Origin of the sequence: Bradyrhizobium macuxiense (assembly GCF_007993935.1) — a bacterium.
Classification (GTDB): Bacteria; Pseudomonadota; Alphaproteobacteria; order Rhizobiales; family Xanthobacteraceae; genus Bradyrhizobium; species Bradyrhizobium macuxiense_A.
In genome coordinates, this window is sequence record NZ_VITY01000002.1 from 394,414 (window position 1) to 417,094 (window position 22,681).

The 22,681-nt window shown below is 64.8% G+C and carries 23 protein-coding genes; 13 read left to right on the plus strand and 10 right to left on the minus strand.

What is annotated here, in order from left to right:
* The first annotated feature begins 174 nt into the window (after positions 1-174).
* Complete coding sequence (locus tag FBZ93_RS05985) at positions 175-831, plus strand: aldolase (protein WP_146985022.1); 657 nt, start codon at positions 175-177, stop codon at positions 829-831.
* 32 nt (positions 832-863) lie between these two features.
* Positions 864-1,151 (plus strand): hypothetical protein, encoded by a 288-nt coding sequence (locus tag FBZ93_RS05990; RefSeq protein ID WP_146985023.1) that lies wholly within the window; start codon positions 864-866, stop codon positions 1,149-1,151.
* A 120-nt stretch (positions 1,152-1,271) separates the two neighbouring features.
* Here FBZ93_RS05990 and FBZ93_RS05995 read toward each other — a convergent pair whose 3' ends face one another.
* The 6 genes from FBZ93_RS05995 to FBZ93_RS06020 form a co-directional block, all read right to left on the minus strand.
* Positions 1,272-1,976 carry an ABC transporter ATP-binding protein gene (locus tag FBZ93_RS05995; RefSeq protein ID WP_146985024.1) on the minus strand — a complete coding sequence of 235 codons (705 nt, stop codon included), beginning with the start codon at positions 1,974-1,976 and terminating at the stop codon, positions 1,272-1,274.
* Positions 1,960-2,691, minus strand: coding sequence for an ABC transporter ATP-binding protein (locus FBZ93_RS06000; protein ID WP_146985025.1), 732 nt, complete (start codon positions 2,689-2,691; stop codon positions 1,960-1,962). The genes FBZ93_RS05995 and FBZ93_RS06000 overlap by 17 nt, the downstream gene beginning before the upstream one ends.
* Positions 2,688-3,674 (minus strand): branched-chain amino acid ABC transporter permease, encoded by a 987-nt coding sequence (locus FBZ93_RS06005; protein WP_146985026.1) that lies wholly within the window; start codon positions 3,672-3,674, stop codon positions 2,688-2,690. The genes FBZ93_RS06000 and FBZ93_RS06005 overlap by 4 nt, the downstream gene beginning before the upstream one ends.
* On the minus strand, positions 3,674-4,552 hold the full coding sequence (locus FBZ93_RS06010) for a branched-chain amino acid ABC transporter permease (protein WP_095733566.1): 879 nt from the start codon (positions 4,550-4,552) through the stop codon (positions 3,674-3,676). Before FBZ93_RS06010 ends, FBZ93_RS06005 begins: the two co-directional genes overlap by 1 nt.
* A 191-nt stretch (positions 4,553-4,743) precedes the next feature.
* Positions 4,744-5,991 (minus strand): ABC transporter substrate-binding protein, encoded by a 1,248-nt coding sequence (locus FBZ93_RS06015; RefSeq protein ID WP_146985027.1) that lies wholly within the window; start codon positions 5,989-5,991, stop codon positions 4,744-4,746.
* 85 nt (positions 5,992-6,076) lie between these two features.
* Positions 6,077-6,895, minus strand: a complete 819-nt coding sequence (locus FBZ93_RS06020) for a putative hydro-lyase (RefSeq protein ID WP_146985028.1) — start codon at positions 6,893-6,895, stop codon at positions 6,077-6,079.
* A gap of 119 nt (positions 6,896-7,014) precedes the next feature.
* On the opposite strand from FBZ93_RS06020, the gene FBZ93_RS06025 reads away from it, so the two are divergent.
* Genes FBZ93_RS06025 through FBZ93_RS06035 form a run of 3 tightly spaced genes read left to right on the plus strand, consistent with a single transcriptional unit; the run spans position 7,015 to position 10,155 of the window.
* Complete coding sequence (locus FBZ93_RS06025; RefSeq protein ID WP_146985029.1) at positions 7,015-7,947, plus strand: LysR family transcriptional regulator; 933 nt, start codon at positions 7,015-7,017, stop codon at positions 7,945-7,947.
* A gap of 14 nt (positions 7,948-7,961) precedes the next feature.
* Positions 7,962-9,212 (plus strand): Zn-dependent hydrolase, encoded by a 1,251-nt coding sequence (locus FBZ93_RS06030; RefSeq protein ID WP_146985030.1) that lies wholly within the window; start codon positions 7,962-7,964, stop codon positions 9,210-9,212.
* A gap of 31 nt (positions 9,213-9,243) precedes the next feature.
* A complete protein-coding gene (locus FBZ93_RS06035; RefSeq protein WP_146985031.1) occupies positions 9,244-10,155 on the plus strand; it encodes an NAD(P)-dependent oxidoreductase in 912 nt (303 codons plus the stop codon).
* A gap of 376 nt (positions 10,156-10,531) precedes the next feature.
* Here FBZ93_RS06035 and FBZ93_RS06040 read toward each other — a convergent pair whose 3' ends face one another.
* A complete protein-coding gene (locus FBZ93_RS06040; RefSeq protein WP_146985032.1) occupies positions 10,532-11,605 on the minus strand; it encodes a tartrate dehydrogenase in 1,074 nt (357 codons plus the stop codon).
* Between the two features lie 168 nt (positions 11,606-11,773).
* Here FBZ93_RS06040 and FBZ93_RS06045 point away from each other — a divergent pair, with 168 nt between their 5' ends.
* Positions 11,774-12,550, plus strand: coding sequence for an SDR family oxidoreductase (locus FBZ93_RS06045; protein WP_146985033.1), 777 nt, complete (start codon positions 11,774-11,776; stop codon positions 12,548-12,550).
* Between the two features lie 96 nt (positions 12,551-12,646).
* On the opposite strand, the gene FBZ93_RS06050 is transcribed toward FBZ93_RS06045, so the two are convergent.
* Positions 12,647-13,498, minus strand: a complete 852-nt coding sequence (locus FBZ93_RS06050) for an alpha/beta hydrolase (protein WP_146985034.1) — start codon at positions 13,496-13,498, stop codon at positions 12,647-12,649.
* Between the two features lie 88 nt (positions 13,499-13,586).
* On the opposite strand from FBZ93_RS06050, the gene FBZ93_RS06055 reads away from it, so the two are divergent.
* A complete protein-coding gene (locus tag FBZ93_RS06055) occupies positions 13,587-15,011 on the plus strand; it encodes an amidase (protein ID WP_146985035.1) in 1,425 nt (474 codons plus the stop codon).
* 148 nt (positions 15,012-15,159) lie between these two features.
* On the opposite strand, the gene FBZ93_RS06060 is transcribed toward FBZ93_RS06055, so the two are convergent.
* Together FBZ93_RS06060 and FBZ93_RS06065 are read right to left on the minus strand one after the other, a co-directional pair.
* On the minus strand, positions 15,160-15,792 hold the full coding sequence (locus FBZ93_RS06060; RefSeq protein ID WP_146985036.1) for a TetR/AcrR family transcriptional regulator: 633 nt from the start codon (positions 15,790-15,792) through the stop codon (positions 15,160-15,162).
* A 241-nt stretch (positions 15,793-16,033) separates the two neighbouring features.
* Positions 16,034-16,780: an SDR family NAD(P)-dependent oxidoreductase gene (locus FBZ93_RS06065; RefSeq protein WP_146985037.1), complete on the minus strand. Its 747-nt coding sequence runs from the start codon at positions 16,778-16,780 to the stop codon at positions 16,034-16,036.
* Positions 16,781-16,891: 111 nt separating this feature from the next.
* Here FBZ93_RS06065 and FBZ93_RS06070 point away from each other — a divergent pair, with 111 nt between their 5' ends.
* From FBZ93_RS06070 to FBZ93_RS06095, 6 genes are all read left to right on the plus strand, one after another.
* On the plus strand, positions 16,892-17,512 hold the full coding sequence (locus FBZ93_RS06070; RefSeq protein WP_146985038.1) for a TetR/AcrR family transcriptional regulator: 621 nt from the start codon (positions 16,892-16,894) through the stop codon (positions 17,510-17,512).
* A gap of 230 nt (positions 17,513-17,742) precedes the next feature.
* Positions 17,743-17,949, plus strand: coding sequence for a ferredoxin (locus tag FBZ93_RS06075; protein WP_038387982.1), 207 nt, complete (start codon positions 17,743-17,745; stop codon positions 17,947-17,949).
* A 73-nt stretch (positions 17,950-18,022) separates the two neighbouring features.
* A complete protein-coding gene (locus FBZ93_RS06080; protein WP_146985039.1) occupies positions 18,023-19,249 on the plus strand; it encodes a cytochrome P450 in 1,227 nt (408 codons plus the stop codon).
* An 84-nt stretch (positions 19,250-19,333) separates the two neighbouring features.
* Positions 19,334-20,656, plus strand: a complete 1,323-nt coding sequence (locus tag FBZ93_RS06085; protein ID WP_146985040.1) for an MFS transporter — start codon at positions 19,334-19,336, stop codon at positions 20,654-20,656.
* Between the two features lie 13 nt (positions 20,657-20,669).
* Positions 20,670-21,332: a sulfite oxidase-like oxidoreductase gene (locus FBZ93_RS06090; RefSeq protein ID WP_146985041.1), complete on the plus strand. Its 663-nt coding sequence runs from the start codon at positions 20,670-20,672 to the stop codon at positions 21,330-21,332.
* A 28-nt stretch (positions 21,333-21,360) separates the two neighbouring features.
* Positions 21,361-22,581 carry a bifunctional alpha/beta hydrolase/OsmC family protein gene (locus FBZ93_RS06095; protein ID WP_146985042.1) on the plus strand — a complete coding sequence of 407 codons (1,221 nt, stop codon included), beginning with the start codon at positions 21,361-21,363 and terminating at the stop codon, positions 22,579-22,581.
* Positions 22,582-22,681: the final 100 nt, after the last annotated feature.

Sequence of the window (22,681 nt, forward strand, 5' to 3'; positions counted from 1 at the left end):
TCCCTGAACATTTTTGGTTGTTTGAGCATTTTCGGAAAACCGGCTTTCACCCTTCCCGATCATGCGCGTTGCTGCTTGCCTATCACGGCTTGGCCGCGCTGCCAAAGCATGAGACAAAGCTGAAAACGGATGGCGGCAAAGTTGGCGCCAAGAGCGACCGGAAGAGCGAACCGGATGAGCGAAACAAAGCTTCGTGAAGACATCTGCCGGTTCGGCCGCTCGCTGTTCGAGCGCGGGCTGACGCCGGGCTCCTCGGGCAATATCAGCGTCCGGCTCGACGATGGCGGCTGGCTGGTGACGCCGACCAACGCCTCGCTCGGCTTCCTCGATCCGGCGAAAATGTCGCGGCTCGACGGCAACGGCCGGCTGGTCTCCGGCGATGCCCCGACCAAGGAAGTGCCGCTGCACACCGCGCTCTACCAGACGCGCACGAGCGCCGGCGCAGTGGTGCATCTGCACTCGACCCATTCGGTCGCGCTCTCGATGCTGCCCGAGATCGACCCGCGCGCCGCACTGCCGGCGATGACGGCCTACTACGTCATGAAGTGCGGCCAGACCGCGCTGGTGCCCTATTATCGCCCCGGCGATCCCGCCGTGGCCGACGCGATCAGAGGGCTGGCCGGGAAATATTCATCGGTGCTGCTCGCCAATCACGGGCCGGTCGTGTCAGGCGACACACTGGAAGCGGCCGTGTTCGCGACCGAGGAGCTGGAAGAAACCGCCAAACTCTATCTGCTGCTGCGCGGGCTGAACCCGCGCTATCTCTCGCCCGAACAGGTGGCGGATTTGACGAAGACATTCGGGCTCGTGCTGCCGGATCACCCTCACTAGATCAAGCGGAGGACTATATGCGGAGGACAGTCATGATGAAGTTCACAGGCTTGGCATTCGCGGTTCTGTTCGTCGGCGACGTGGCGGGATCGGCCGCACGGACCGAGGAGAACTTGCCGGACCTGCTGGCGATCCAGTTGCGCGCGCAAGGCTATGCCTGCGACAAGCCGCTCAAGGCCGAAAGAAACGACAAGCTCTCGAAGCCCGACAACGAGGCCTGGACGCTGACCTGCAGCAACGCGACCTACCGCGTCACCCGCGTCCCCGACCTCGCCGCCAAGGTCGAAAAGATCGAAGACGGCAAGGAAGCGGGCAAGTAGGCCGCGTGGGTTGCGGAGCACTATCCTCCCCGTCATTGCGAGGAGCGAAGCGACGAAGCAATCCATCTTTCCCCGAGTGGAGAGATGGATTGCTTCGCTGCGCTCGCAATGACGGTGAAATCAGAGCCCCAGATACGCCTTGCGCACGTCTGGATTGCCGCTGATCTCGGCGGCGGTGCCCTGCATCAGCACGCGGCCGGTTTGCAGGATGTAGGCGCGATCGGCGATCTCGAGGCACTCGGCCATACGCTGCTCGACGATCAGGACCGTCATGCCGGCGTCGCGGATGCGCTTCACGGCCTGGAAGATCTCATCCACCAGCTTCGGCATGATGCCCTGCGACGGCTCGTCGAGCATCAGGAGCCGCGGCCGCGTCATCAGCGCGCGGCCGATCGCGAGCATCTGCTGCTCGCCGCCGGACAAGGTCTCGGCACGCTGCTCGAGCCGTTCGCCGAGCCGCGGGAACAGATTGAACACCAGATCGAGCGGCGCATCGCGGTCAGCCTTGCTGCGATAGAGATAGCTGCCGAGCCGCAGATTGTCGCTCACCGACAGCCGCGGAAACAACCGCCGGTTCTCCGGCACGAAGGCGATGCCTTCAGCCGTGATGACGTGCTGCGGCTGGCCGTCGATGCGCTTGCCGTCGAAGGTGACGGTGCCGGCGCGCGGGCGCTCGGCGCCGGCGATCGATTTCAAAAGCGTCGACTTCCCCGCGCCGTTGGCGCCGGCGACACAGACGATCTCGCCCTGGGTGACGTCGATCGACACCGAGGAGATCGCGACCAGGCCCTGATAGGCGGTGGTGACTTCACGCACCGACAGCATGACGATCCCCGAGATAGGCAGAAATGACTTCCGGATTGCGGACGACCTCAGTGGGCTTGCCCTCGACCAGCACCTTGCCGAGATTGAGCACGATGGCGCGGTCGACCAACGGCATCACGATTTCCATCACGTGCTCGACCATCAGCACGGTGACGCCGGTGGCGCGCACCTTGCGCACCAGTTCGACGCCGGTCTGCGCCTCGACTGGCGTGAGGCCGGTGAGGACTTCGTCGAGCAGCAGCAATTTCGGCTCGGTCGCCAGCGCACGCGCGACCTCTAGCCGGCGCTTCTCCGACGGCACGAGATCGGCGGCAAGCTTGTCGGCGCGCGCCGCAAGGCCGCAGAACTCCAGCACCTCATAGGCCTTCTGCCGCGCGATCCGCATCTTGGTGTTGCGGATCAGCGCGCCGACGATGACGTTGTCGATTACGGTCATGGTCTCGAAGCTCTTGACCACCTGGAAGGTGCGCCCGACGCCGCGCTGGCAGCGTTCCGCCGCCGGCAGCCGGGTGACGTCCTCGCCGTCGAAGATGATCGAGCCCTGGGTCGGCGGCAGCACGCCCGCGATCAGGTTGAACAGCGTCGACTTGCCGGCGCCGTTCGGGCCGATCAGGCCGACGATCTCGCCGCGCCCGACCGAGATCGAGACGTCGCTGTTGGCGACGAGGCCGCCGAAGCGCTGCCAGACGCCACGCGTTTCAAGCAGCGCCGTCATCGTGCGGCCTCCTTGCGCCCGGTGAGCATGCTGAACACACTGACCAGACCGCGCGGCAGCGCCAGCGAGATCGCGACAATCAGCGCGCCATAGACGATCAGGTCGACGCCGCGGCCGGACCCGCCGATGAACGAGCGCGTCAGCTCGGTGAGCGGGATCAGGATCACTGCACCCAGGACCGGGCCCCACAAGGTGCCGATGCCCCCGAGCACGGCAGGCAGCGCCATCAACAGCGAGAACTGGAAGCCCATCACGCTCTCAGGATCGATATAGGACACGAATTGGGCGTAGAAGCTGCCGCCCACCGCGACCAGGAACGCCGAGACCGCAGCCGCCCCCATCTTGGAGTTGAACACGACCACTCCGAGGCTCTCGGCGGCATCGGGATTGTCCTTCACCGCACGCCACCAATAGCCCCATTTGGAATCCTCCAGCCACCAGGTGACGAACCAGGCGATGCAGGCCAGCGCCAGCGCAAAATAGAAGTACGGCAGCTTCGAGCGGGCGAACTGGAATTTCAGCCAGCTGTCGCCGCGCACCGGAATGTCGATCCCGAGGGCTGCGCCCGCCCAATCCCAGTTCTGGATCAAAACCAGCGCGATCTCGGCGATCACGATGGTCGCGATCACGAAGTAATGCCCGCGCAGGCGGAAGCAGGGATAGCCGAGCGCCATCGCGATCACGGCCGAGATCGCCCCGCCCGCCAGCATGCCGAACCACGGCAGCACGCCGAACTTGGTGAACAGCAGCGCGGTGGTGTAGGCCCCGAGTCCGAAATACAGCGCATGGCCGAGCGAGATCTGCCCGCAATAGCCGGACAGGATGTTCCAGCTCTGCGACAGCGCGGCATACATCAGGGTCAGGACCATGATGTTCTGGACGTAGACGTCCTTGACGAACAGCGGCACCAGCGCGGCGACCACCGCGAGGCAGGCCGCCATGATCAGGTCACGCCTGCGACGTTGGGCGAAGTGGGTGTCCATCACATCGATCCGAACAGGCCACGCGGGCGGATGAAGACGACCAAGAGATAGACGGCATAGATGCCGACCGATTTCAGCGACGGCGGCAGGATCAGTGCGGTGGTCGCCTCCACCAGGCCGACGATGATGCCGCCGGCAAAGGCGCCGAACACGCTGCCGAAGCCGCCGAGCGCCACGGTGACGTAGGCGATCAGCGCAAAGGAAGCGCCGACGTCGGGATAGATGTAGAAGAAGATCGCCATGATGGCGCCGGCAAGCCCGACCAGAGCCGCGCCGAGGCCCCAGCCGAGCGCGAACACCCGGTTCTTGTCGATGCCGACGAGGGCCACCGCGCCGGCGTCCTCGCGCGTCGCTTCCAGCGCGCGGCCGAAATCGGTGCGGTTGATGAAGAAATAGAGCGCGACGAAGGCCGCGATCGACAGCATCGCGCCGATCAGCTGCGGCTCCGGCAGATAGATGCCGGCGATCGACACCGTCTTGCCGCCGAGCCAGGAGTTGGTGACGCTGCGGTAGTCGGGCGTGAAGAAGAACTGGGCGAGGCCTCGCATCACGATCGCAAGGCCGAAGGTGGAAAAGATCTGCACCATGCCGGCATTGGCCTTGGCGCGCATCGCGAAGCGGACCACCAACAGATAGACCACCGCGCCGAACACGAACAAGGCCGCGGCGACCAGCGGCGCCGCCAGCAAGGGATCGATCGCGAAGAACGCGAACAGGAAGAAGGTCGCGTACATCGCGATCATCAGGAACTCGCCGTGCGCGAAATTCACGACGTCCATCAATCCGAAGATCAATGCGAGGCCCGCGGCGATCAGCCCGTAGAGCAGCCCCATCAGCAGGCCGCTCGCCAAACTCTGGATAATGGTCTCGGCTGTCACCGCTGACGCTCCGCGTTCCAGGCGTTGTCGTTAGCCCCCGTCATTGCGAGGAGCGAAGCGACGAAGCAATCCATGCTTCCTTTTTGCGGAGAGATGGATTGCTTCGCTTCGCTCGCAATGACGGAACATGCGAGACTCCGTGTGATGTCTTCGGCTGTCACCGCCCTCTGCCCCCTCTAGTGTCCGACCGGTCAGCTGTTCATCGGCCAGATCGCCTCGGAGACGGCGGCCTGCTCCGGGAAGATCGTCACGAAGTTCTTCGCGGAATATTGCAGCAGCACCGGATCGGCGAAGTTGTTCTGCCCCATCTCGTCGAACTTGACGCGCCGCCACGGCATGATGGTGACGTCGCCCGGCATGTCGGTGGCGACCAGCGCCTCGCGGATCTTCTCGCCGTCGGTCGACTTGGCGCGGTTGATGGCATCGGCCATGATGATGAGACCCATGAACTGGCGCGACGAATAGTCGTTGAAGTCCTTGCCGGACTTGGCGCGGAACATCTCGTTGATCAGACCGACCATCGGCCGCTTCTGCGCCAGGTCGAGCGAGAAGCTGCCGCGCGAGATCACGCCCTCGAGCTTGTCGCCGACCGCATCATAGGTCGCCTTCTCCGAGAAGCCGGCGTCCTGCGCCATGATGTTCTTCGGCTTGTAGCCGAGCTCGGCCATGGTCTTGACCAGGAGGATCGAGTCGGTGGTGTAGCTCGACGGCATCAAGACGTCGGCGTTGGCGGCCTTGAGCTGCTGCACCTCGGCGGTGAGCGACGGCGAGTTGGCGCGATACTTGATGTCGCTGACGATCTTGTAGCCGCGCTCATTGGCGAGCTTGGTCTGGGCGTTCGCCGAATCGGTGCCGAAGATGGTGTCCTCGTGGAACAGCGCCAGCGTCTCGATCTTCTGGCCCTTCTTCTTCATCGCATCGAAGAAGTCGAACATCGCGGCCGAGAACATCTCGTCATGCGGCGAGGCGCGGAAATAGTACTTCAGGCCGCGGCGATGCAGGCTCGGCGAGGAATTGTCGGCCGAGATGAACGGCACGCCGTAGCGCTCACAGGTCTGGCTGACGGTGACGGCGACCGCGCTCTGATAGGTGCCGACGACGGCGCAGACCTTCTCCTGGGTGATCAGGCGCTCGGTCTCGGCACGGCCCTTCTGCGGATCGGCCTGGTGGTCGGCGAACACCAGCTTGACCTTGGCGCCGCCGAGGCCGGACAGGCCCTCACCCTTGGCGAGCGGCAGCGCGAAATCATAGTTCTTGTTGATGATGTCGGCCGCGGTGTTGAAGGCATGCTGCGCGTCGACGCCGATCGCGGCGCTGGAGCCGGACAGCGGATAGATCACGCCGATCGCCACTTCGCTTGTTTGCGCGCGTGCGGCCATCGGACCGAGCGCAGCGGCGGCAGTGGCTCCCAGCAATACGTTACGGCGAGAGATCGTCATCGAAATTTCCCCTTCAGCTTTGTTCTTATCGATGTGACGCTTGTAGCGCGCAGTAAAGCCTCAATGAATTGCACGAATTGCCTATTCAGAGCACAGCGAGCTGCTTGTTCCTGAGATCGGTCACCAGCATCAGCCCCGGCGCATGCGTGATCGCGAACGGCAGCTTCGCAGCTGCGATCACCGATTGCGGCGTCACGCCACAGGCCCAGAACACCGGGATCTCGTCATCGGCCACCGGTACCGCGTCGCCATAATCGGGCTTGGCGATATCCTTGATGCCGATCGCATGCGGATGGCCGAGATGCACCGGCGCGCCATGCACCGACGGAAAGCGCGAGGTGATCTGCACCGCGCGGATCGCATCCGCCGGCTTGAACGGGCGCATCGATACCACCATCGGTCCCGCGAACGGCCCGGACGGCTGGCAGGCGATATTGGTCCGGTACATTGGCACACGCAGATTGCGCTCAATGTGACGGATCGGCAGCCCCTCTTCCAGCAGCGCCTCCTCGAACGAATAGGAGCAGCCGAGCACGAAGGTGACGAGATCGTCGCGCCAGTATTTGATGATGTCGGTCGGCTCGTCCGCCACCTCGCCGTCGCGCCAGACCCGGTAGCGCGGCACGTCGGTGCGGATGTCGAGGTCGAGGCCGAGCGCCGGGATGCGGGGATCGCCGACGTCGGACATGCCGATGATCGGGCACGGCTTCGGATTGAGCTGGCAGAACCGGTGGAAGGCGCCGGCGAGTTTTTCCGGCAGGATCGCCAGATTGCCCTGGACGAAGCCGTTGGCGAGACCGGCGGTGGTGGCCGACGCCTCGCCGTCACGGCAGGCGCGCCGCGCTTCGACGCTCGCCAGCCCTGGCTCCCCCTGAGATCGCTGCACTGCCGCAAAAACAGTCATGGGGTTCTCCTGCCCATAATCTCGACAAGGACAAACCAACACCAAGCGTGATATAATGTCTAATCGTCCTTTCTAATCAAAATCGATAAAGCAAATTTATCGATCGGGAAAATGCTTCCATGACGGACTTCCGCTCGATCGAAACATTTCTCTGGGTCGTCAAGCTCGGCAGCTTCCGCGGCGCCGCCCAGCGACTCAACACCACCCAGCCGGCGATCTCCCAGCGCATTGCCCAGCTCGAGCGCGAGATGGGCGTCAAGCTGCTCAACCGCGACCACCGGGTAGCCTCGCCGACGCCGAGCGGGCGGCTGATGCTGATCTATGCCGAGAAGCTGATCGGCCTGCGTTCGGAGATGATGGCCGAGGTCGGCGACCGTTCGGCGATGCGCGGCGCGCTGCGGCTCGGTGTCGCGGAGACCATCGTGCACACCTGGCTGCCGCGGCTGGTCAAGAGCGTCAACGAGATCTACCCGAACCTGTCGCTGGAGATCGAGGTCGACATCACACCCAACCTGACGCCGCGGCTGCTGGCGCAGGAAATCGAACTCGCCTTCGTGCTCGGACCGGTCTCGGCGTCCGGCGCGCACAACCATGTGCTGTGCGATTACCCGATCGGTTTCCTGGCAAGCCCGTCGCTCGGCCTCGGCGAAGGTCCGGTTGCGCGGCAGGACCTGGCGCGGTTTCCGATCATCACCTTTCCGCGCAAGACCCAGCCCTACGAGACCGTGCGCGCATTGTTCAATGCACCCGATCTGCCGCCGATCCGGCTGCACGCCTCGACCTCGCTCGCGACCGTGATCCACATGGCCAATGAAGGGCTTGGCATTGCGGTCATTCCGTCGGCGATCGTCGAGAACGAGCTTGCCGACGGGCGCTTGCAGCTGCTCGACACCGACCTCAAGCTGCCGCCCCTCACCTTCACCGCGAGCTGGCTCGCCTCCCCCGATGCGGTCGCCATCGAGCGCGTCGCCAATCTCGCCAGGCAGATCGCGCAGACCAGCGTGGCGGTTGACGGCGCGAGAGGGGCGCGTCATGAAAAAACGGTCGCGTAAAGGGAAGAGCCGCAATGAGCCGAGCCGCCACCAACCTGCAGATCGATTCCGCCCGCCTCTGGGGCACCATCCACGAAACCGCGCAGTTCGGTGCAACGCCAAAGGGCGGCGTGCGCCGGCTGACCCTCGGCGCCGAGGACAAGCAGGTGCGCGACTGGTTCCGCAAGGCCTGCGAGGACGCCGGCCTCGACGTGCAGGTCGATGCGCTCGGCTCGATGTTCGGCCTGCGCAAGGGCCGGGACATGTCGAAGCCGCCAATCGGCGTCGGCTCGCATCTCGACACCCAGCCGACCGGCGGCAAATATGACGGCATCCTCGGCACGCTGGCCGCACTCGAAATGGTGCGCACGCTGAACGATGCCGGGATCGAGACCGAGCTGCCGATCTGCATCTGCAACTGGACCAATGAGGAAGGCTCGCGCTTCGCGCCGGCGATGATGGCCTCGGCCGCCTATGTCGGCGATTTCACCACCGACGACATCCTGTCGCGCAAGGACGCCGAAGGCGTCACGGTGGCGCAGGCGCTGGACTCGATCGGCTATCGCGGCGATGCCCCGGTTGGCCGCCAGAAATTCTCGGGCTTCGTCGAGCTGCATATCGAGCAGGGCCCGATCCTGGAGGCCGAGGGCAAGACCATCGGCGTGGTCGATTCCGGCCAGGGCGTGCTGTGGTACGACGGCAAGATCGTGGGCTTCGAGAGCCATGCCGGCTCGACCCCGATGCCGCTGCGCCGCGATGCGCTGGCGACGCTGTCGGAGATCGTGCTGGCGATGGAGAGCATCGCGAAAAAGCACGGGCCGAAGGCAGTCGGCACCATTGGCGAGGCTGTCATCGCTGCGCCCTCGCGCAACGTCATTCCCGGCGAGATCGCCTTCACGGTGGATTGCCGCAGCGCCGATGCTGGGATCATGGACGCGCTGGATCGCGACCTGCGCGCAGCGATCGTCGAGATCGCAGCAAAGCGCAAGGTCGAGGTGCAGCTTGACCTCGTCTGGCGCAAGGCGCCGACGCATTTCGACCCGAAGCTGGTCGACGCCGTGGAGAATGCGGCCAACCAGCTCGGCTATTCGCATCGCCGCATCACCTCCGGCGCCGGTCACGACGCCTGCAACCTCAACACGGTGATGCCGGCAGCGATGGTGTTCGTACCCTGCAAGGACGGCATCAGCCACAACGAGCTGGAAGACGCCACGCAGACCGACTGCGCCGCCGGCGCCAACGTCCTGATGCATACGGTGTTGGCGCTCGCCGGCGTCGCATCCTGATCTTCATATCTCCCCTTCGATGGAGGCTTTCGTGCGCGCAGTGTTTGTCGACGCCAATGAATCGCTCGCTGTCATCACCGAGCGGCTGGAGAAGCCCGGCGATCCCGCGATGCGGATCAACCGCAACCCGGACATCAAGCCCGAGGATTATCCGGCGGTGCTCGATGGCGCCGAGATCGCAGTGGTCGATCACACCGCGCTGCCGACCGACGTTGCGAAGAAATGCGCCGGCCTGAAACATGTCGTGTTTCTCGGCACCGGTGCGCGCAGCTACATGAACCCGGAAGAGCTCGCCGAACTCGGCATCTCCGTGCACCTGATCAAGGGCTATGGCGACACCGCGGTCGCGGAGTCCGCGATCGCGCTGATGTGGTCGTCGGCGCGGGTGATCGCGCAGATGGACCGCGAGATGCGCGCCGGCAACTGGCTGCGCGAGGACGGCATGCAGCTCACCGGCAAGACGCTTGGCCTGGTCGGCTTCGGCGGCATCGCCGCCGAGGTCGCCCGCATCGCGCTCGGCAGCGGCATGAAGGTGATCGCCTGGAACCGGTCGCCGAAGAGCCATCCGGGCGTCGAATTCACCGAGCTCGACACGGTGCTGACGAACAGCGACGTGGTCTCGCTCCACCTGCTGCTCAACGACGAGACCCGCGGGATGATCACGCGCGACAAGATCGCGAAGATGAAAAAGGGCGTGGTGCTGATCAACACCGCCCGCGGCGCCATCGTCGACGAGCAGGCGATGATCGATGCGCTCAACTCCGGCCACATCCGCCACGCCGGCCTCGATGTCTACAACATCGAGCCGCTGCCGAAGGATCATCCGCTGACGAAAATCCCGAACGTGACACTGTCCGCGCACTCCGCGTTCCGCACGCCCGAGGCGAGCGAGAATTTGATCCATGCGGCGTGGGAGCATTGCCGACGCATCATGAAGCAATAATCTCCACCGTCGTCCCGGCCAAGCGAAGCGCGAGCCGGGACCCATAACCACCGCTTCACATTGTGGCGATAGCTGGGGCCACAGCGAGCTATAACGACAAGACCCTGTGGTTGTGGGTCCCTGCTTTCGCAGGGACGACAGCAGCTGTGGGTTAGCGAAGCGTAACCCACCCACGCAGAGCTTTTCCCTTCTCCCCTTGTGGGAGAAGGTGGCCATAGGCGGCCTACCGGCCGCCGTTCTTTGACGACGCCGATGCTGTGCATCGGCTATGCGCAGTCCGCGACGGATGAGGGGTTCTCTCCGCGGATACAGACCCCTCACCCCGCTTCGCTGCGCGAAGCGACCCTCTCCCACAAGGGGAGAGGGTAGCAGCTCATTAATCCACCATCTCCGCGACCGCCTTGCCGCACGCCGTGGTGTCGGCATTGCCGCCGAGATCCCGCGTGCGCAGCGTGCGTTCGCCGAGCGTGCGCTCGATCGCGCCGACGATGGCATCCGCGGCCTGCTTCTCGCCGAGATGCTCCAGCATCATCGCGCCCGACCAGATCATGCCGATCGGGTTGGCGATGCCTTGGCCAGCGATATCGGGCGCCGAGCCGTGCACCGGCTCGAACACCGAGGGGAAATCGCCTTCCGGATTGATGTTGCCCGACGGCGCGATGCCGATGGTGCCGGTGCAGGCCGGGCCGAGGTCGGAGAGGATATCCCCGAACAGGTTGGAGCCGACCACGACGTCGAACCAGTCCGGATGCAGCACGAAGTTCGCGGTCAGGATGTCGATGTGGTACTTGTCCCACTTCACGCCGGGATAGTTCTTGGCCATCGTCTCCACGCGCTCGTCCCAATAGGGCATGGTGATGGAGATGCCGTTCGACTTGGTCGCCGAGGTCAGATGCTTCTTCGGCCGCGACTGCGCCAGGTCGAACGCGAATTTCAGGATGCGGTCGACGCCGGTGCGCGTCATCACGGTCTGCTGCGTGACGAATTCGCGGTCGGTGTCCGGGAACATGCGGCCGCCGACCGAGGAATATTCACCCTCGGTGTTCTCGCGCACCACCCAGAAATCGATGTCGCCGGGCTTGCGGTTCGCCAGCGGCGACGGCACGCCGGGCATCAGCCGCACCGGGCGCAGATTGACGTACTGATCGAACTCGCGGCGGAACTTGATCAGCGAGCCCCACAGCGAGACGTGGTCGGGAATCTTGGCCGGCCAGCCGACCGCGCCGAAATAGATCGCGTCATGCTTGCCGATCTTGTCCTTCCAGTCGGCCGGCATCATCTCGCCGTGCTTCTCGTAATAGTCGTAGGAGGCGAAGTCGAAATGGTCGAACTTCACGTCGACGCCGTGCTTCTTCGCCGCCGCCTCGATGACGCGCAGGCCCTCCGGCATCACTTCCTTGCCGATGCCGTCGCCGGGAATGACCGCAATCCGATATTGCTTCTTGCTCATCGAGAACACCCTTGTGATTTGCCCGGCCGGCAATGCCGCCTATCCTGATCGCCCTGCAATGGACCAAACTTCGCGCGAGCGCAACGCTGCAGTGCAGTGTTGACCGCCGCGCGACCCTGCCCCACCAAATTCGCCGACATTCGTTCCTTCCAACCAGTGAGACATCCCATGGATCTACATCTGCGCGGCAAGCGTGTCCTGATCACCGGCGCCTCCAAGGGCATTGGCGCGGCCGCCGCCGAAGCCTTTGCCGAGGAAGGCGCCAATCTGCTGCTCGCCGCCCGCAACGGCGAGCAATTGAAGGCGCTGGCCGAACGGCTCCGCTCCGCGCACCAGATCGATGCGGCGATCAGCGTCGTCGACCTGCGCAAATCAGAAGATCTGGCGCGATTGGCAAAAGAGGCTGCCGATATCGACATCCTCGTCAACAATGCCGGTGACATCCCGGGCGGCTCGATCGACAAGATCGACGAGGCGACCTGGCGGCACGCCTGGGAGCTCAAGGTGTTCGGCTATGTCAATTTGACGCGCGTGATCTACGCCCAGATGAAGGCGCGCGGCGGCGGCGTGATCGTCAACGACATCGGCGCGGCCGGCGAGAAGTTCGACGCCAATTACATCTGCGGCAGCGCCGGCAATGCGGCGCTGATGTCGTTCACCCGCGCGCTCGGGGGAAAAAGCCTCGCCGACAACATCCGCGTCGTCGGCATCAACCCCGGCCCGGTTGGCACCGACCGCCACGTCACCTTGCTCAAGACCCGCGCCAAGAACCAGTTCGGCGACGAGAACCGCTACAAGGAATTCCAGAAAGGCCTGCCGCTCGGCCGCCCCGCGCATGCGCGCGAGATCGGCGACCTGATGGCATTCCTGGCGTCCGATCGCGCGGGGTATACGTCGGGCGTGATCTACACGGTGGATGGCGGGCTGACGTCGGGGTGGGGCTAGACCCTCTCCTCGTCATTGCGAGCGAAGCGAAGCAATCCATCTGGCCGCTTGTGGAGAGATGGATTGCTTCGTCGCTTCGCTCCTCGCAATGACGGCCTAGGTGGTCGTCCGCTCGAACAACTGCCGGATCAGCGCCGTGATACGGCCCTGCGGCGCCAGCATCTCGTGCATGATCGAGAAATGATCGGCGCCGGGGACCTCCTCATAGGTCACCGGCAAACCGTAGCGGGCGCGATGGCCGGCGAAATCGGCGGTCTGCTTGCGCAGCAGCGGCAGTTCGGCGCTGCCGACCACCAGCGATAGCGGCTTTGCCGTGCCGCCCTCCTGCATCATGGGCGAATTGCGCCGCGAGGCGGCTTCATCGAGTCTGAGCTTCTCGTTGAGGTAGGAGTGCCTGATCGGCTCGAGGTCATAGATGCCCGAGATCGCCATGCCGGCCCGAACGTGGGCGTTCGACAACGCCATCGATGTCAGATGGCCGCCCGCCGACCAGCCCGACACGACGATGCCTTCGGCCGCGGCACCGAGCGTGGGCAACTGCCCGGCAAGAAAATCGATGCCGGCGTGAATCTCCGCGACGATCTCGTCGAGCGTCGCATCCGGCGCCAGCGTGTAGCCGATCAGCGCGACATTGATGCCGTGCGTCATCGGTCCTTCGGCAAAGATCGTGAACACCTCCCTGGCGCGGGTCTGCCAATAGCCGCCATGGATGAACAACAGCGTCGGCGCACCGTCACGGACTTTGAGGAAATCGATCCGGTTGCGCTCGCGCGGGCCATAGCGGAGGTCGAGATGGCCGGCGTGCTTCTGCCGCAACGCGGCGGAGCGCTGCTCCCAGCCGGCGGCGATCTCGACGCTGCCCTTGACGGCGACGCCGTTGTTTAGGCCAAGGTCGCGCTCCTGCTGGCTCATCGCGCGCCAGTCCAGCGCGGAAAACAACGCTGCCATCCCTGCCCCTTCGGTTCTCGTCGCATTGCCACGACGGCAGGAAATGTTCTACAGCACAAGCAAATAGAACACATAGGAGCAACGGCGCATGGCTGATCAGGGCTTGGTGAAGGAAACGGCGTGTGCCGTCGTCGAGAAACTGAAAGCCGGCGAGGTCACGCCGCTCGATCTGCTCGATGTGCTGGAACAGCGCATCACGGAGGTCGACGGCAAGGTCAACGCGCTGCCAATCCTCTGCTTCGACCGCGCCCGCGCCCACGCCAAGGCACTGATGCAGAAACCGGCCGGCGAGCGCGGCCTGCTCGCGGGCCTTCCCGTTCCGATCAAGGACCTCACCGCCGTCTCCGGCGTGCTGACCACGCTGGGCTCGCCGATCTTCAAGGACAACGTCCCGGCGAAATCCGACATCCTGGTCGAGCGCATCGAGCAGAACGGCGGCGTGATCTATGCCAAATCGAACACGCCGGAATTCGGCGCCGGCGCCAACACCTTCAACGAGGTGTTCGGCCCGACCCGCAATCCCTGGGACACATCGCGCTCGGCGGCCGGCTCCTCAGGCGGCGCAGCCGCAGCATTGGCCAGCGGCACCGCGTGGCTCGCCCACGGCTCCGACATGGGCGGCAGCCTGCGCAACCCGGCGAGCTTCTGCGGCATCGTCGGGCTGCGGCCGTCGATCGGCCGCGTCGCACAGACGCCGAAGTTCGGCGTCGACCGCACGCTCGGCCAGCAGGGGCCGATGGCGCGCAATGTCGAGGACCTCGCGCTGCTGCTCGACGCGATGAGCGGCGAGCACGCCGCCGATCCGCTCTCGCTCCCCTCGCTGCCGACATCGTTCCTGTCGGCGGCGCGCTCCAACCAGAAGCCGAAGCGCATCGCCTATTCGCCCGATTTCGGCATCACGCCCGTCGATCCCGAGGTCAAGGCGGTGACCCGCAAGGCGGCCGAGCGTTTCGCGGAAGCCGGCGCGATCGTCAAGGAGGCATGTCCCGATTTCAGCGAAGCCCATGAGTGCTTCCACGTGCTGCGCGCATTCGATTTCGCGATCACCAAGGCCGAATTGCTGCGCACCAAGCGCGACCTGCTGAAGCCCGAGGTGATCTGGAACATCGAGGAAGGGCTGAAGCTCACGGTCGAGAAGCTCGAGCGCGCCGAGGCGCAGCGCGTCGCGATAACGCAGCGCGCGCTCGAATTCTTCGACAAATATGATCTGCTGCTCGCGCCCGCGACCATCGTGCCGCCGTTCCCGGTCGAGCACCGCTACGTCGCCGAGTGCGACGGCAAGAAGTTCGACAATTACGTCGAATGGCTCGGCATCGTCTATGCGATCACGCTGGCCTGCTGCCCGGCGCTGTCGCTGCCCTGCGGCTTCACTGCGTCAGGCCTGCCGATCGGCCTGCAGATGGTGGCGAAGCCCCGCGCCGAGGCGCAGCTTTTGGCCGGCGCGAAAGTGCTGGAGGATATTCTGGGCGTGCGCGGCACCACCCCGATCGATCCGCGGCCGCCGCGATCCTAACCCTCATCGCGGAGAGCGTGGGCGACACCCTCCACTTCGTCATTGCGAGCGAAGCGAAGCAATCCATTGTCACCGGGCGTGCGGAAGAATGGATTGCTTCGTCGCTATCGCTCCTCGCAATGACGGGGTAAGCAACTCGCGATCCGCCCTACGCCCTGTCTTCCGTCGCCTTGAGTGCAACGGTGAGTGCGAGCTTGGTCTGCTCGACGATCTCGTCCATCAGCTCCTCGCGGCTGATCTGGGCGACCTCGCCGGTGAGCAGGCCCTGCTCGGCGAGCATCACGATGCCGTGCAGCCCGGCCCAGATCTTCAGCGCCTGCCGTTCGCGCAGCAGCCCGACGGCCGGAGCCTCGAACGACTCGATCAACAGCGCCAGCGTTTCCATCGCTGCAACGTGCAGCTCGCTGCCGACCGGCGCGCAGGCCATCGTGCGGGATGCGAACATCAGCCGGTAGATGCCGTGGCGCTCGAGCCCGAAGGCGAGCGCAGCCTGGGCAAAGCGCGACAGTTTCGAGCCCTTGCCGGGCAGCTCGATCGCCTCGCGCATGATCACGTTGAACTGCCGGAATGCTTCCGCGGTCACCGCCTCCAGCAGCGCCTCACGGTCGGCGAAATGCCGATACGGCGCCGGCTGCGAAACGCCGAGCTGCTTGGCCAGGGCCTTGATGCTGATCGCCTCGGGACCGCCGAGCTCGACCTCGCGCAACGCGGCCTGAATCAGCGCTTCGCGGAGGTCGCCATGGTGGTAGGTCTTGAATGGCTTACGAACGATTTGTCCCATCGAGATGCTGATCACCGGTCGGTCAGGCCATGGCGGAGACCGCCACAATAGCGACATCGGCCGCTTCGGTCACTTTCGCGAACACGACATCCGCTGGGCTATTAACCGCGAAACCGGCAGGCACGTCTATTGGAAAGTCTATCAAATCAGCCGTGGATTCTGATTTGCTTAACGGGTTCCCTGCCTTGGCCGGGTGGCCAAAGGCAGGGAATGCCGCGCCATGCCGTGGCGGGCAACGTTGTCAGGCGTTGGCGCCGCCGTCGACAGTGAGACCGGCGCCGTTGATCGAGCCGGCTTCGGGACCGGCAACAAATGCGACCAGGGCAGCGACGTCATCGGCCTTGCCGTAGCGCTTGATGGCCATGCGCGCGCGTTGCGCCTCGGCCTGCTCGCCATCGGCCGGGTTCATGTCGGTGTTGGTGGAGCCGGGATGGACGATATTGACCGTGATGCCGCGGCCGCCGAGGTCACGCGCCAGGCCCTGGGTCCAGGCAATCAACGCCGACTTGCTCATCGAATAAAGGCTCATGCCGGCATCGGGCACCCGGCTGGCAAGGTTGCTGCCGATGTTGATGATGCGGCCGCCCTCGCCCATATGGGCGACCGCGGCCTGCGATGCGACCACCACTGCCCGCACGTTCACGGCCAGCGTGGCGTCGATATCCTCCAGCGTGACGGCGTCGATCGGGCCGCCGCCACGGAAGATGCCGGCATTGTTGACGAGGATGTCGAGACCGCCGAATTCCTTGGCGGCCGCGTTCACCGCGCCGCGCACGGCGCTCGCGTCCGCGCTATCCGCCTGCAGCGCCAGCGCGCGGCGGCCCTGTTTCCTGATCTCCGCGCCGACGGCTTCGGCGCGATCGGCCGAGCGTTCATAGGTGATGGCGACGTCGGCGCCTTCGGCGGCGAGACGCCGGGCGATGGCTGCACCGATGCCGCGGCTGCCGCCGGTGACGAGGGCGCGTTTTCCTTGCAGGGACTGGGTCATGTTCAACTCGTTCGTTGTGGCGATATCTGTAACGATCGACACAGAATTAGGAAGCTTGCTCCGGAGCGTCAAGTCAATTATTTAGTGATCGACACAGAAATGGACGAACCGATGGCTGAGCGTGGCCGCCCCCGGAATTTCGACAAGGATGCCGCGCTGGCGCGCGCGATGGAGGTGTTCTGGCTGAAGGGCTATGAGGGCGCCTCGATGGCCGACCTCACGTCGGCGATGGGTATTGCCTCACCCAGCCTGTATGCCGCTTTCGGCAGCAAGGAGGACCTGTTCCGCAAGGCGCTCGACTATTACGCGGCGAGCGAAGGTGGCCTGATCTGGGGTGCCGTGACTGAGGCGCACACGGCCCGCGAGGCCGTGGAAACCTTGCTGATGCAGACCGCGCGGGTCTTCACCCGCCGCTCACGCCCGCCGGGCTGCCTCGTGGTATTGTCGGCGCTGCATCCGAACGAACATTCCGAAACCGTGCGGCGCGAACTCGTGCAGCGGCGCGCGCAGGCGGTGACGGAGTTGCGCGAACGGCTGCGCCAGGGCATTGCACGCGGCGAGATCTCGCCCGCGGCCGATCTCGACGCGATCGCCAAATACTACATCACCGTGCAGCAGGGCATGTCGATCCAGGCGCGAGACGGCGCCACAAGGAAGCAGCTCGAGCAGATCGCGGCCGCCGCCCTCGCCGCCTGGGCCCCGCTCACAGCGCCAACGCCGACGGCGCATTAGAGGAATCGCCTCCCCCTTGGGACGGGCCATCTTGTCGGTCGGCCGTCGCCGGATACCCCGTGACCTACCCCGAATTTTCGCTTGACGGGAAAGCGGGACGATAATGTAATATGCTATAACTTGGTGAGCCGGTCATTCGGGCCGACCGCCCAAGCAAGCTAGAACTTGCATCGAGTAAAACGAGGAACCCGGCGCGTTTCGGCGCGCCTGAGCCGAGGGAGAGTGCTTGCATGTCCAAGCTCAAGATCCGCGTCGACCAGGACAAATGCCAGGGTCACGCCCGCTGCAAATCGCTCGCCCCCGAACTGTTCGAGCTCGACGAATACGGCAACGCCCATGAGGTCGGCGACGGGACTGTCCCGGCCGGGCTCGAGGACAAGGCCTGGCTCGCGCAGACCAACTGCCCGGAAATCGCGATCGAAGTCACCGAGGAATAGCGGCCGGCAGGGATGGCCGCGCGCCTCCCGTTGAGCTGACCAGCGTCTGATCGAACGAGAAGGAAACGAGCTGATGTCCGATTCCCCGTCCGCAAGCTATCTGCCCGAACATCCCCCGGTGACCGACTGGGTCCATGATTTCGACCATACCGATCCGGTCTGGACCGACGATCCGTTCCCGATCTGGGAGACGCTGCGCGCGGCCTCGCCGGTCGTGCATACCGAGCGCTTCCTCGGCTGCTACATGCCGACCACCTATCAGGCGGTGAAGGAGATCGCCTACGACACCGAGCACTTCTCCTCGCGCCGCGTCATTGTGCGCGACGTCCGCCCCGAGATCTCCGCCCGCGCGCCGCCGATCACCTCCGATCCGCCGGAACACAAGCCCGCCAAGCAGGTGCTGCTGCCGCCGTTCACGCCGGATGCGATGACGCGGCTGGAGCCGCGGGTCCGCGCGATCTGCAACGAGCTGATCGACGAGTTCATCGCCGACGGCCATTGCGACGCCGCGGCGCGCTACACCAAGCACATCCCGGTGCGTGCGATCGCGCATATGCTGGGCATTCCGGAAAAGGACGGCGACCTCTTCATCAAATGGATCCACCAGATCCTCGAGCTCGGCATCAAGAGCGAAGACGAGATGATGAACGGCGTGCGCGAGATGACCGGCTATTTCATGGCCCATCTCGAACAGCGCAAGCTTGAGCCGGGCGATGATCTGATCTCGCAACTGCTGCGGGCCAAGGGCCCCGGCGGCCAGCCGCTCACCGATGAGCACGTGCTCGGTTCGCTGCGGCTGCTCTTGATCGCCGGCATCGACACCACCTGGAGCGCGATCGGCTCCTCGCTCTGGCATCTCGCCAGGACACCGGCCGATCGCGAGCGCCTGATTGCGGAGCCGGCGCTGATCCCGACCGCGATCGAGGAATTCCTCCGCGCCTATTCGCCGGTGACGATGGCGCGCGAGGTGATGAAGGAGACCTCGATCTCCGGCTGTCCGGTGAAGGCAGGCAACATGGTGCTGCTGTCCTTCCCGGCGGCCAACCGCGACCCCGCCATGTTCCCCGATGCGGACAAGGTGGTGATCGACCGCAAGGAGAACCGCCACGCCGCCTTCGGCCTCGGCATCCACCGCTGCGTCGGTTCCAATTTGGCGCGGATGGAGATGCAGGTGGCGATCGAGGAATGGCTGAAGCGGATCCCGGACTTCCGCCTCGACCCGGCCGGCAAGGTCACCTGGTCGGAAGGCACGGTGCGCGGCCCGCGTCAACTGCCCGTCCTGTTCGGCAAGAACGCCTGAAGAACAGCACAGCAGTTACATCGCACCACGCAAATGAGTTAGGTTGCCCCGGAATCGAGCCAGAGAATCCGGGGAGGCCTGCCAATGTCCGAACAAACCGCTCAACCCGCGAGCGATCATCTCGACATCCATGACGTCGAGCGGCGGGTGAAGGCGATCTTCATCGGCTCGGTCGGCAATCTCGTCGAGTGGTACGATTTCTACGCCTACACCGCATTCGCGCTGTATTTCGCGCCGGCATTCTTCCCGCACAGCGATCCGGTGGTGCAGCAGCTCAATGCGGCGGTGCTGTTCGCCGCGACCTTCCTGATGCGCCCGCTCGGCGGCTGGTTGTTCGGCTTCATCGCCGACCGCTACGGCCGGCGGCTGTCGTTGACGCTGTCGGTGGTCTGCATGTGCTTCGGCTCGCTGATCATCGCGGTGACGCCGACCTACGCCACGATCGGCATCGCGGCCCCGGCGATCCTGGCGCTCGCCCGCGTCGTCGAAGGTCTCAGCCTCGGCGGCGAATACGGCGCGAGCGCCACCTATCTCAGCGAGGTCGCCGATCCCAAGCGTCGCGGCTTCTATTCCAGCTTCCAGTACGTCACCCTGATCGGCGGCCAGCTCACCGCGATCATCGTGCTGCTATTGCTGCAGAAGGTGTTCCTGACCCCGGACGAGCTGAAGGCCTGGGGCTGGCGGATTCCCTTCGTGATCGGCGCCATGCTCGCGATCTTCGCCGCGGTGATGCGGCGCGGCCTGCACGAGACCGAGGCGTTCGAGGAGGCCAAGAAAGTCTCCAAGCCGACCGGATCGATCGTCGGCCTGTTGAACTATCCCCGCGAATTGCTGCTGGTGGTCGGCCTCACCGCCGGCGGCACCGCGGCGTTCTACACCTTCACCACTTACATGCAGACCTTCGTGAAGCTGTCGGTCGGCCTCACCGAGGACCAGACCACCTTCGTGATCTTCGGCTCGCTGATCTTCGCAACCTTCCTGCAGCCGATCTATGGCGCGCTGTCCGATCGCATCGGCCGCAAGCCGCTGTTGATCTTCTTCGGCATCGCCGGCACGCTGGCGACGATCCCGATCCTGACCGCACTGAAGGAGACCAAGTCGCCCTTCATCGCCTTCCTGCTGATCTGCGGCGCCTGGATCTTCGTCGCCGGCTATACCTCGATCAACGCGATCGTGAAGGCGGAGCTGTTCCCGACCAACGTCCGTGCGCTCGGCGTCGGCCTGCCCTACGCCATCACGGTGTCGATCTTCGGCGGCACCGCGCCCGCGGTTGCGCTCTATTTCAAGAGCATCGGGCACGAGGACTGGTTCTACTATTATCTCAGCGGCATGATCTTCCTGTCGCTTTTGATCTACTCGACCATGCGCGACACCAAGCACGACTCCGCGATGCATCGCCACGAATGATGGCGCAACGCCGATGACCGACGACACCGAACCGCCCGAGAGCAAGCTGACGCGCAGCAAGCAGCGCTGGGCACGCGAAGGCAAGTTCCTGACCGGCAAGATCACCCGGCCGGAGGAGCAGCGCCTGCCGCCGGGACAGCATCTGACCAAGGACTGGCCGGTGCTCGATCTCGGGCTGCTGCCGAACGTGACGCGGGAACGCTGGCGGCTCGACGTCTACGGCGCGGTCGAGCAGACGATCTACTGGGACTGGGCGCAATTCATCGCGCAGCCGCAGACGCAGTTCGTCTCCGACATTCATTGCGTCACCACATGGTCACGCTACGACAATCAGTGGGAGGGGCTCGCCACCCGCGACCTGCTCGCCGCCTGCCAGCCGCGCGAGGACGCACGCTTCGTCGTGCTGCATTCGTATGACGGCTATACGACGAACCTGTCGCTCGAGGACTTTGCCGCCGAGGACGCGCTGCTCGCCCATAGCTGGTCGGGCAAGCCGCTGGAGCAGGAGCATGGCGGCCCGGTGCGGCTGGTGGTGCCGCATCTGTATTTCTGGAAGAGCGCAAAATGGCTGCAGCGCATCGAATTCCTGACAGCGGATGCGCCGGGCTTCTGGGAGGTGCGCGGCTATCACAATCGCGGTGATCCCTGGGCCGAACAGCGCTATTCTGGCGACTGACAAACCAACACAATGATGGAGCCTGCCCGTGCCGCACGAACGTTTTCAATTCACCGGTGTGGGCGGCGATCAGCTTGCTGCCGCCCTTGATACGCCTGATGGTCCGATCAAGGCCTATGCGCTGTTCGCGCACTGCTTCACCTGCGGCAAGGATGTGCTGGCGGCAAAGCGTATCGCGGTCGCGCTCGCCGCCAAGGGTATCGCCACGCTGCGCTTCGACTTCACCGGCCTCGGCTCCAGCGAGGGCGATTTCGCCAACTCGACCTTCTCGTCCAACGTTGCCGATCTGGTGCGTGCCGCCGACCATCTGCGCGAGACGCGCAAGGCGCCGGCGATCCTGATCGGCCATAGCCTCGGCGGCGCCGCGATCCTCGCCGCCGCAGGCCAAATCCCCGAGGCGAAGGCGGTCGTTACCATTGCCGCGCCGTCCGATCCTGTTCATGTCACGCATTTCTTCAAGGACCGGATCGAGGACATCCGCGCGCAGGGTGAAGGCGAAGTGTCGCTCGCCGGCCGCCCGTTCCGCATCAAGCGCGAATTCCTCGACGACGTCGCCGAGCAGAATTTGATGGCGCAGGTCAAGCAGCTGCACAAGGCGCTGCTGATCATGCATTCGCCGACCGACGATACCGTCGGCATCGACAACGCCACCAACATCTTCATCGCGGCCAAGCACCCCAAAAGCTTCGTCTCGCTTGCGGGCGCCGATCATCTTTTGAGCGGCAAGCAGGATGCCGCCTATGTCGCCGACGTGATCGGCGCCTGGGCCGAGCGCTACGTCGATCTTGCGGCGCAGCCGGCGGCGGACACCGGCAGCGCGCCGCGCAACGTCGTGGTGCAGGAGACCCGTAATGGCAAGTTCCAGCAGATCGTCACCACCGGTCCGCACCGGTTGATCGCCGACGAACCGGTCAGCGTCGGCGGCGACGACACCGGCCCCGGACCGTACGATTTCCTGCTCACCGGGCTCGGCGCCTGCACCTCGATGACGATGCGGATGTATGCCGACCGCAAGTCGCTGCCGGTCGATCGCATCACCGTGACGCTTCAGCACAACAAGATCTATGCCAGGGATTGCGAGGAGTGCGAGACGCGCGAGGGCATGCTCGACCAGATCGAGCGCGTCATCAGGATCGAGGGCAATCTCGATGCCGACCAGCGCAAGCGGCTGATGGAGATCGCCGACAAATGTCCGGTGCACAAGACGCTGACGTCGGAGGTGCGGATCGTCACCAAGACGGCGGAGTGAGCCTGCGCGGACAAAATATCGAAAACAACCCCATGCAAAGGAGCCGGCGGCCGCCGGCGTTCGACAAGGCCGCTTGACACGTCGGGCAACTCAGCAATAC

What these genes read in the sequence shown, in the direction of transcription:
- FBZ93_RS05985 (WP_146985022.1), top strand. Translation starts at nt 175, where the DNA reads ATGAGCGAAACAAAGCTTCGTGAAGACATCTGCCGGTTCGGCCGCTCG.
- FBZ93_RS05990 (WP_146985023.1), top strand. Translation starts at nt 864, where the DNA reads ATGATGAAGTTCACAGGCTTGGCATTCGCGGTTCTGTTCGTCGGCGAC.
- FBZ93_RS05995 (WP_146985024.1), bottom strand. Translation starts at nt 1,976, where the DNA reads ATGCTGTCGGTGCGTGAAGTCACCACCGCCTATCAGGGCCTGGTCGCG.
- FBZ93_RS06000 (WP_146985025.1), bottom strand. Translation starts at nt 2,691, where the DNA reads ATGACGGCGCTGCTTGAAACGCGTGGCGTCTGGCAGCGCTTCGGCGGC.
- FBZ93_RS06005 (WP_146985026.1), bottom strand. Translation starts at nt 3,674, where the DNA reads ATGGACACCCACTTCGCCCAACGTCGCAGGCGTGACCTGATCATGGCG.
- FBZ93_RS06015 (WP_146985027.1), bottom strand. Translation starts at nt 5,991, where the DNA reads ATGACGATCTCTCGCCGTAACGTATTGCTGGGAGCCACTGCCGCCGCT.
- FBZ93_RS06020 (WP_146985028.1), bottom strand. Translation starts at nt 6,895, where the DNA reads ATGACTGTTTTTGCGGCAGTGCAGCGATCTCAGGGGGAGCCAGGGCTG.
- FBZ93_RS06025 (WP_146985029.1), top strand. Translation starts at nt 7,015, where the DNA reads ATGACGGACTTCCGCTCGATCGAAACATTTCTCTGGGTCGTCAAGCTC.
- FBZ93_RS06030 (WP_146985030.1), top strand. Translation starts at nt 7,962, where the DNA reads ATGAGCCGAGCCGCCACCAACCTGCAGATCGATTCCGCCCGCCTCTGG.
- FBZ93_RS06040 (WP_146985032.1), bottom strand. Translation starts at nt 11,605, where the DNA reads ATGAGCAAGAAGCAATATCGGATTGCGGTCATTCCCGGCGACGGCATC.
- FBZ93_RS06045 (WP_146985033.1), top strand. Translation starts at nt 11,774, where the DNA reads ATGGATCTACATCTGCGCGGCAAGCGTGTCCTGATCACCGGCGCCTCC.
- FBZ93_RS06050 (WP_146985034.1), bottom strand. Translation starts at nt 13,498, where the DNA reads ATGGCAGCGTTGTTTTCCGCGCTGGACTGGCGCGCGATGAGCCAGCAG.
- FBZ93_RS06055 (WP_146985035.1), top strand. Translation starts at nt 13,587, where the DNA reads ATGGCTGATCAGGGCTTGGTGAAGGAAACGGCGTGTGCCGTCGTCGAG.
- FBZ93_RS06060 (WP_146985036.1), bottom strand. Translation starts at nt 15,792, where the DNA reads ATGGGACAAATCGTTCGTAAGCCATTCAAGACCTACCACCATGGCGAC.
- FBZ93_RS06065 (WP_146985037.1), bottom strand. Translation starts at nt 16,780, where the DNA reads ATGACCCAGTCCCTGCAAGGAAAACGCGCCCTCGTCACCGGCGGCAGC.
- FBZ93_RS06070 (WP_146985038.1), top strand. Translation starts at nt 16,892, where the DNA reads ATGGCTGAGCGTGGCCGCCCCCGGAATTTCGACAAGGATGCCGCGCTG.
- FBZ93_RS06075 (WP_038387982.1), top strand. Translation starts at nt 17,743, where the DNA reads ATGTCCAAGCTCAAGATCCGCGTCGACCAGGACAAATGCCAGGGTCAC.
- FBZ93_RS06080 (WP_146985039.1), top strand. Translation starts at nt 18,023, where the DNA reads ATGTCCGATTCCCCGTCCGCAAGCTATCTGCCCGAACATCCCCCGGTG.
- FBZ93_RS06085 (WP_146985040.1), top strand. Translation starts at nt 19,334, where the DNA reads ATGTCCGAACAAACCGCTCAACCCGCGAGCGATCATCTCGACATCCAT.
- FBZ93_RS06090 (WP_146985041.1), top strand. Translation starts at nt 20,670, where the DNA reads ATGACCGACGACACCGAACCGCCCGAGAGCAAGCTGACGCGCAGCAAG.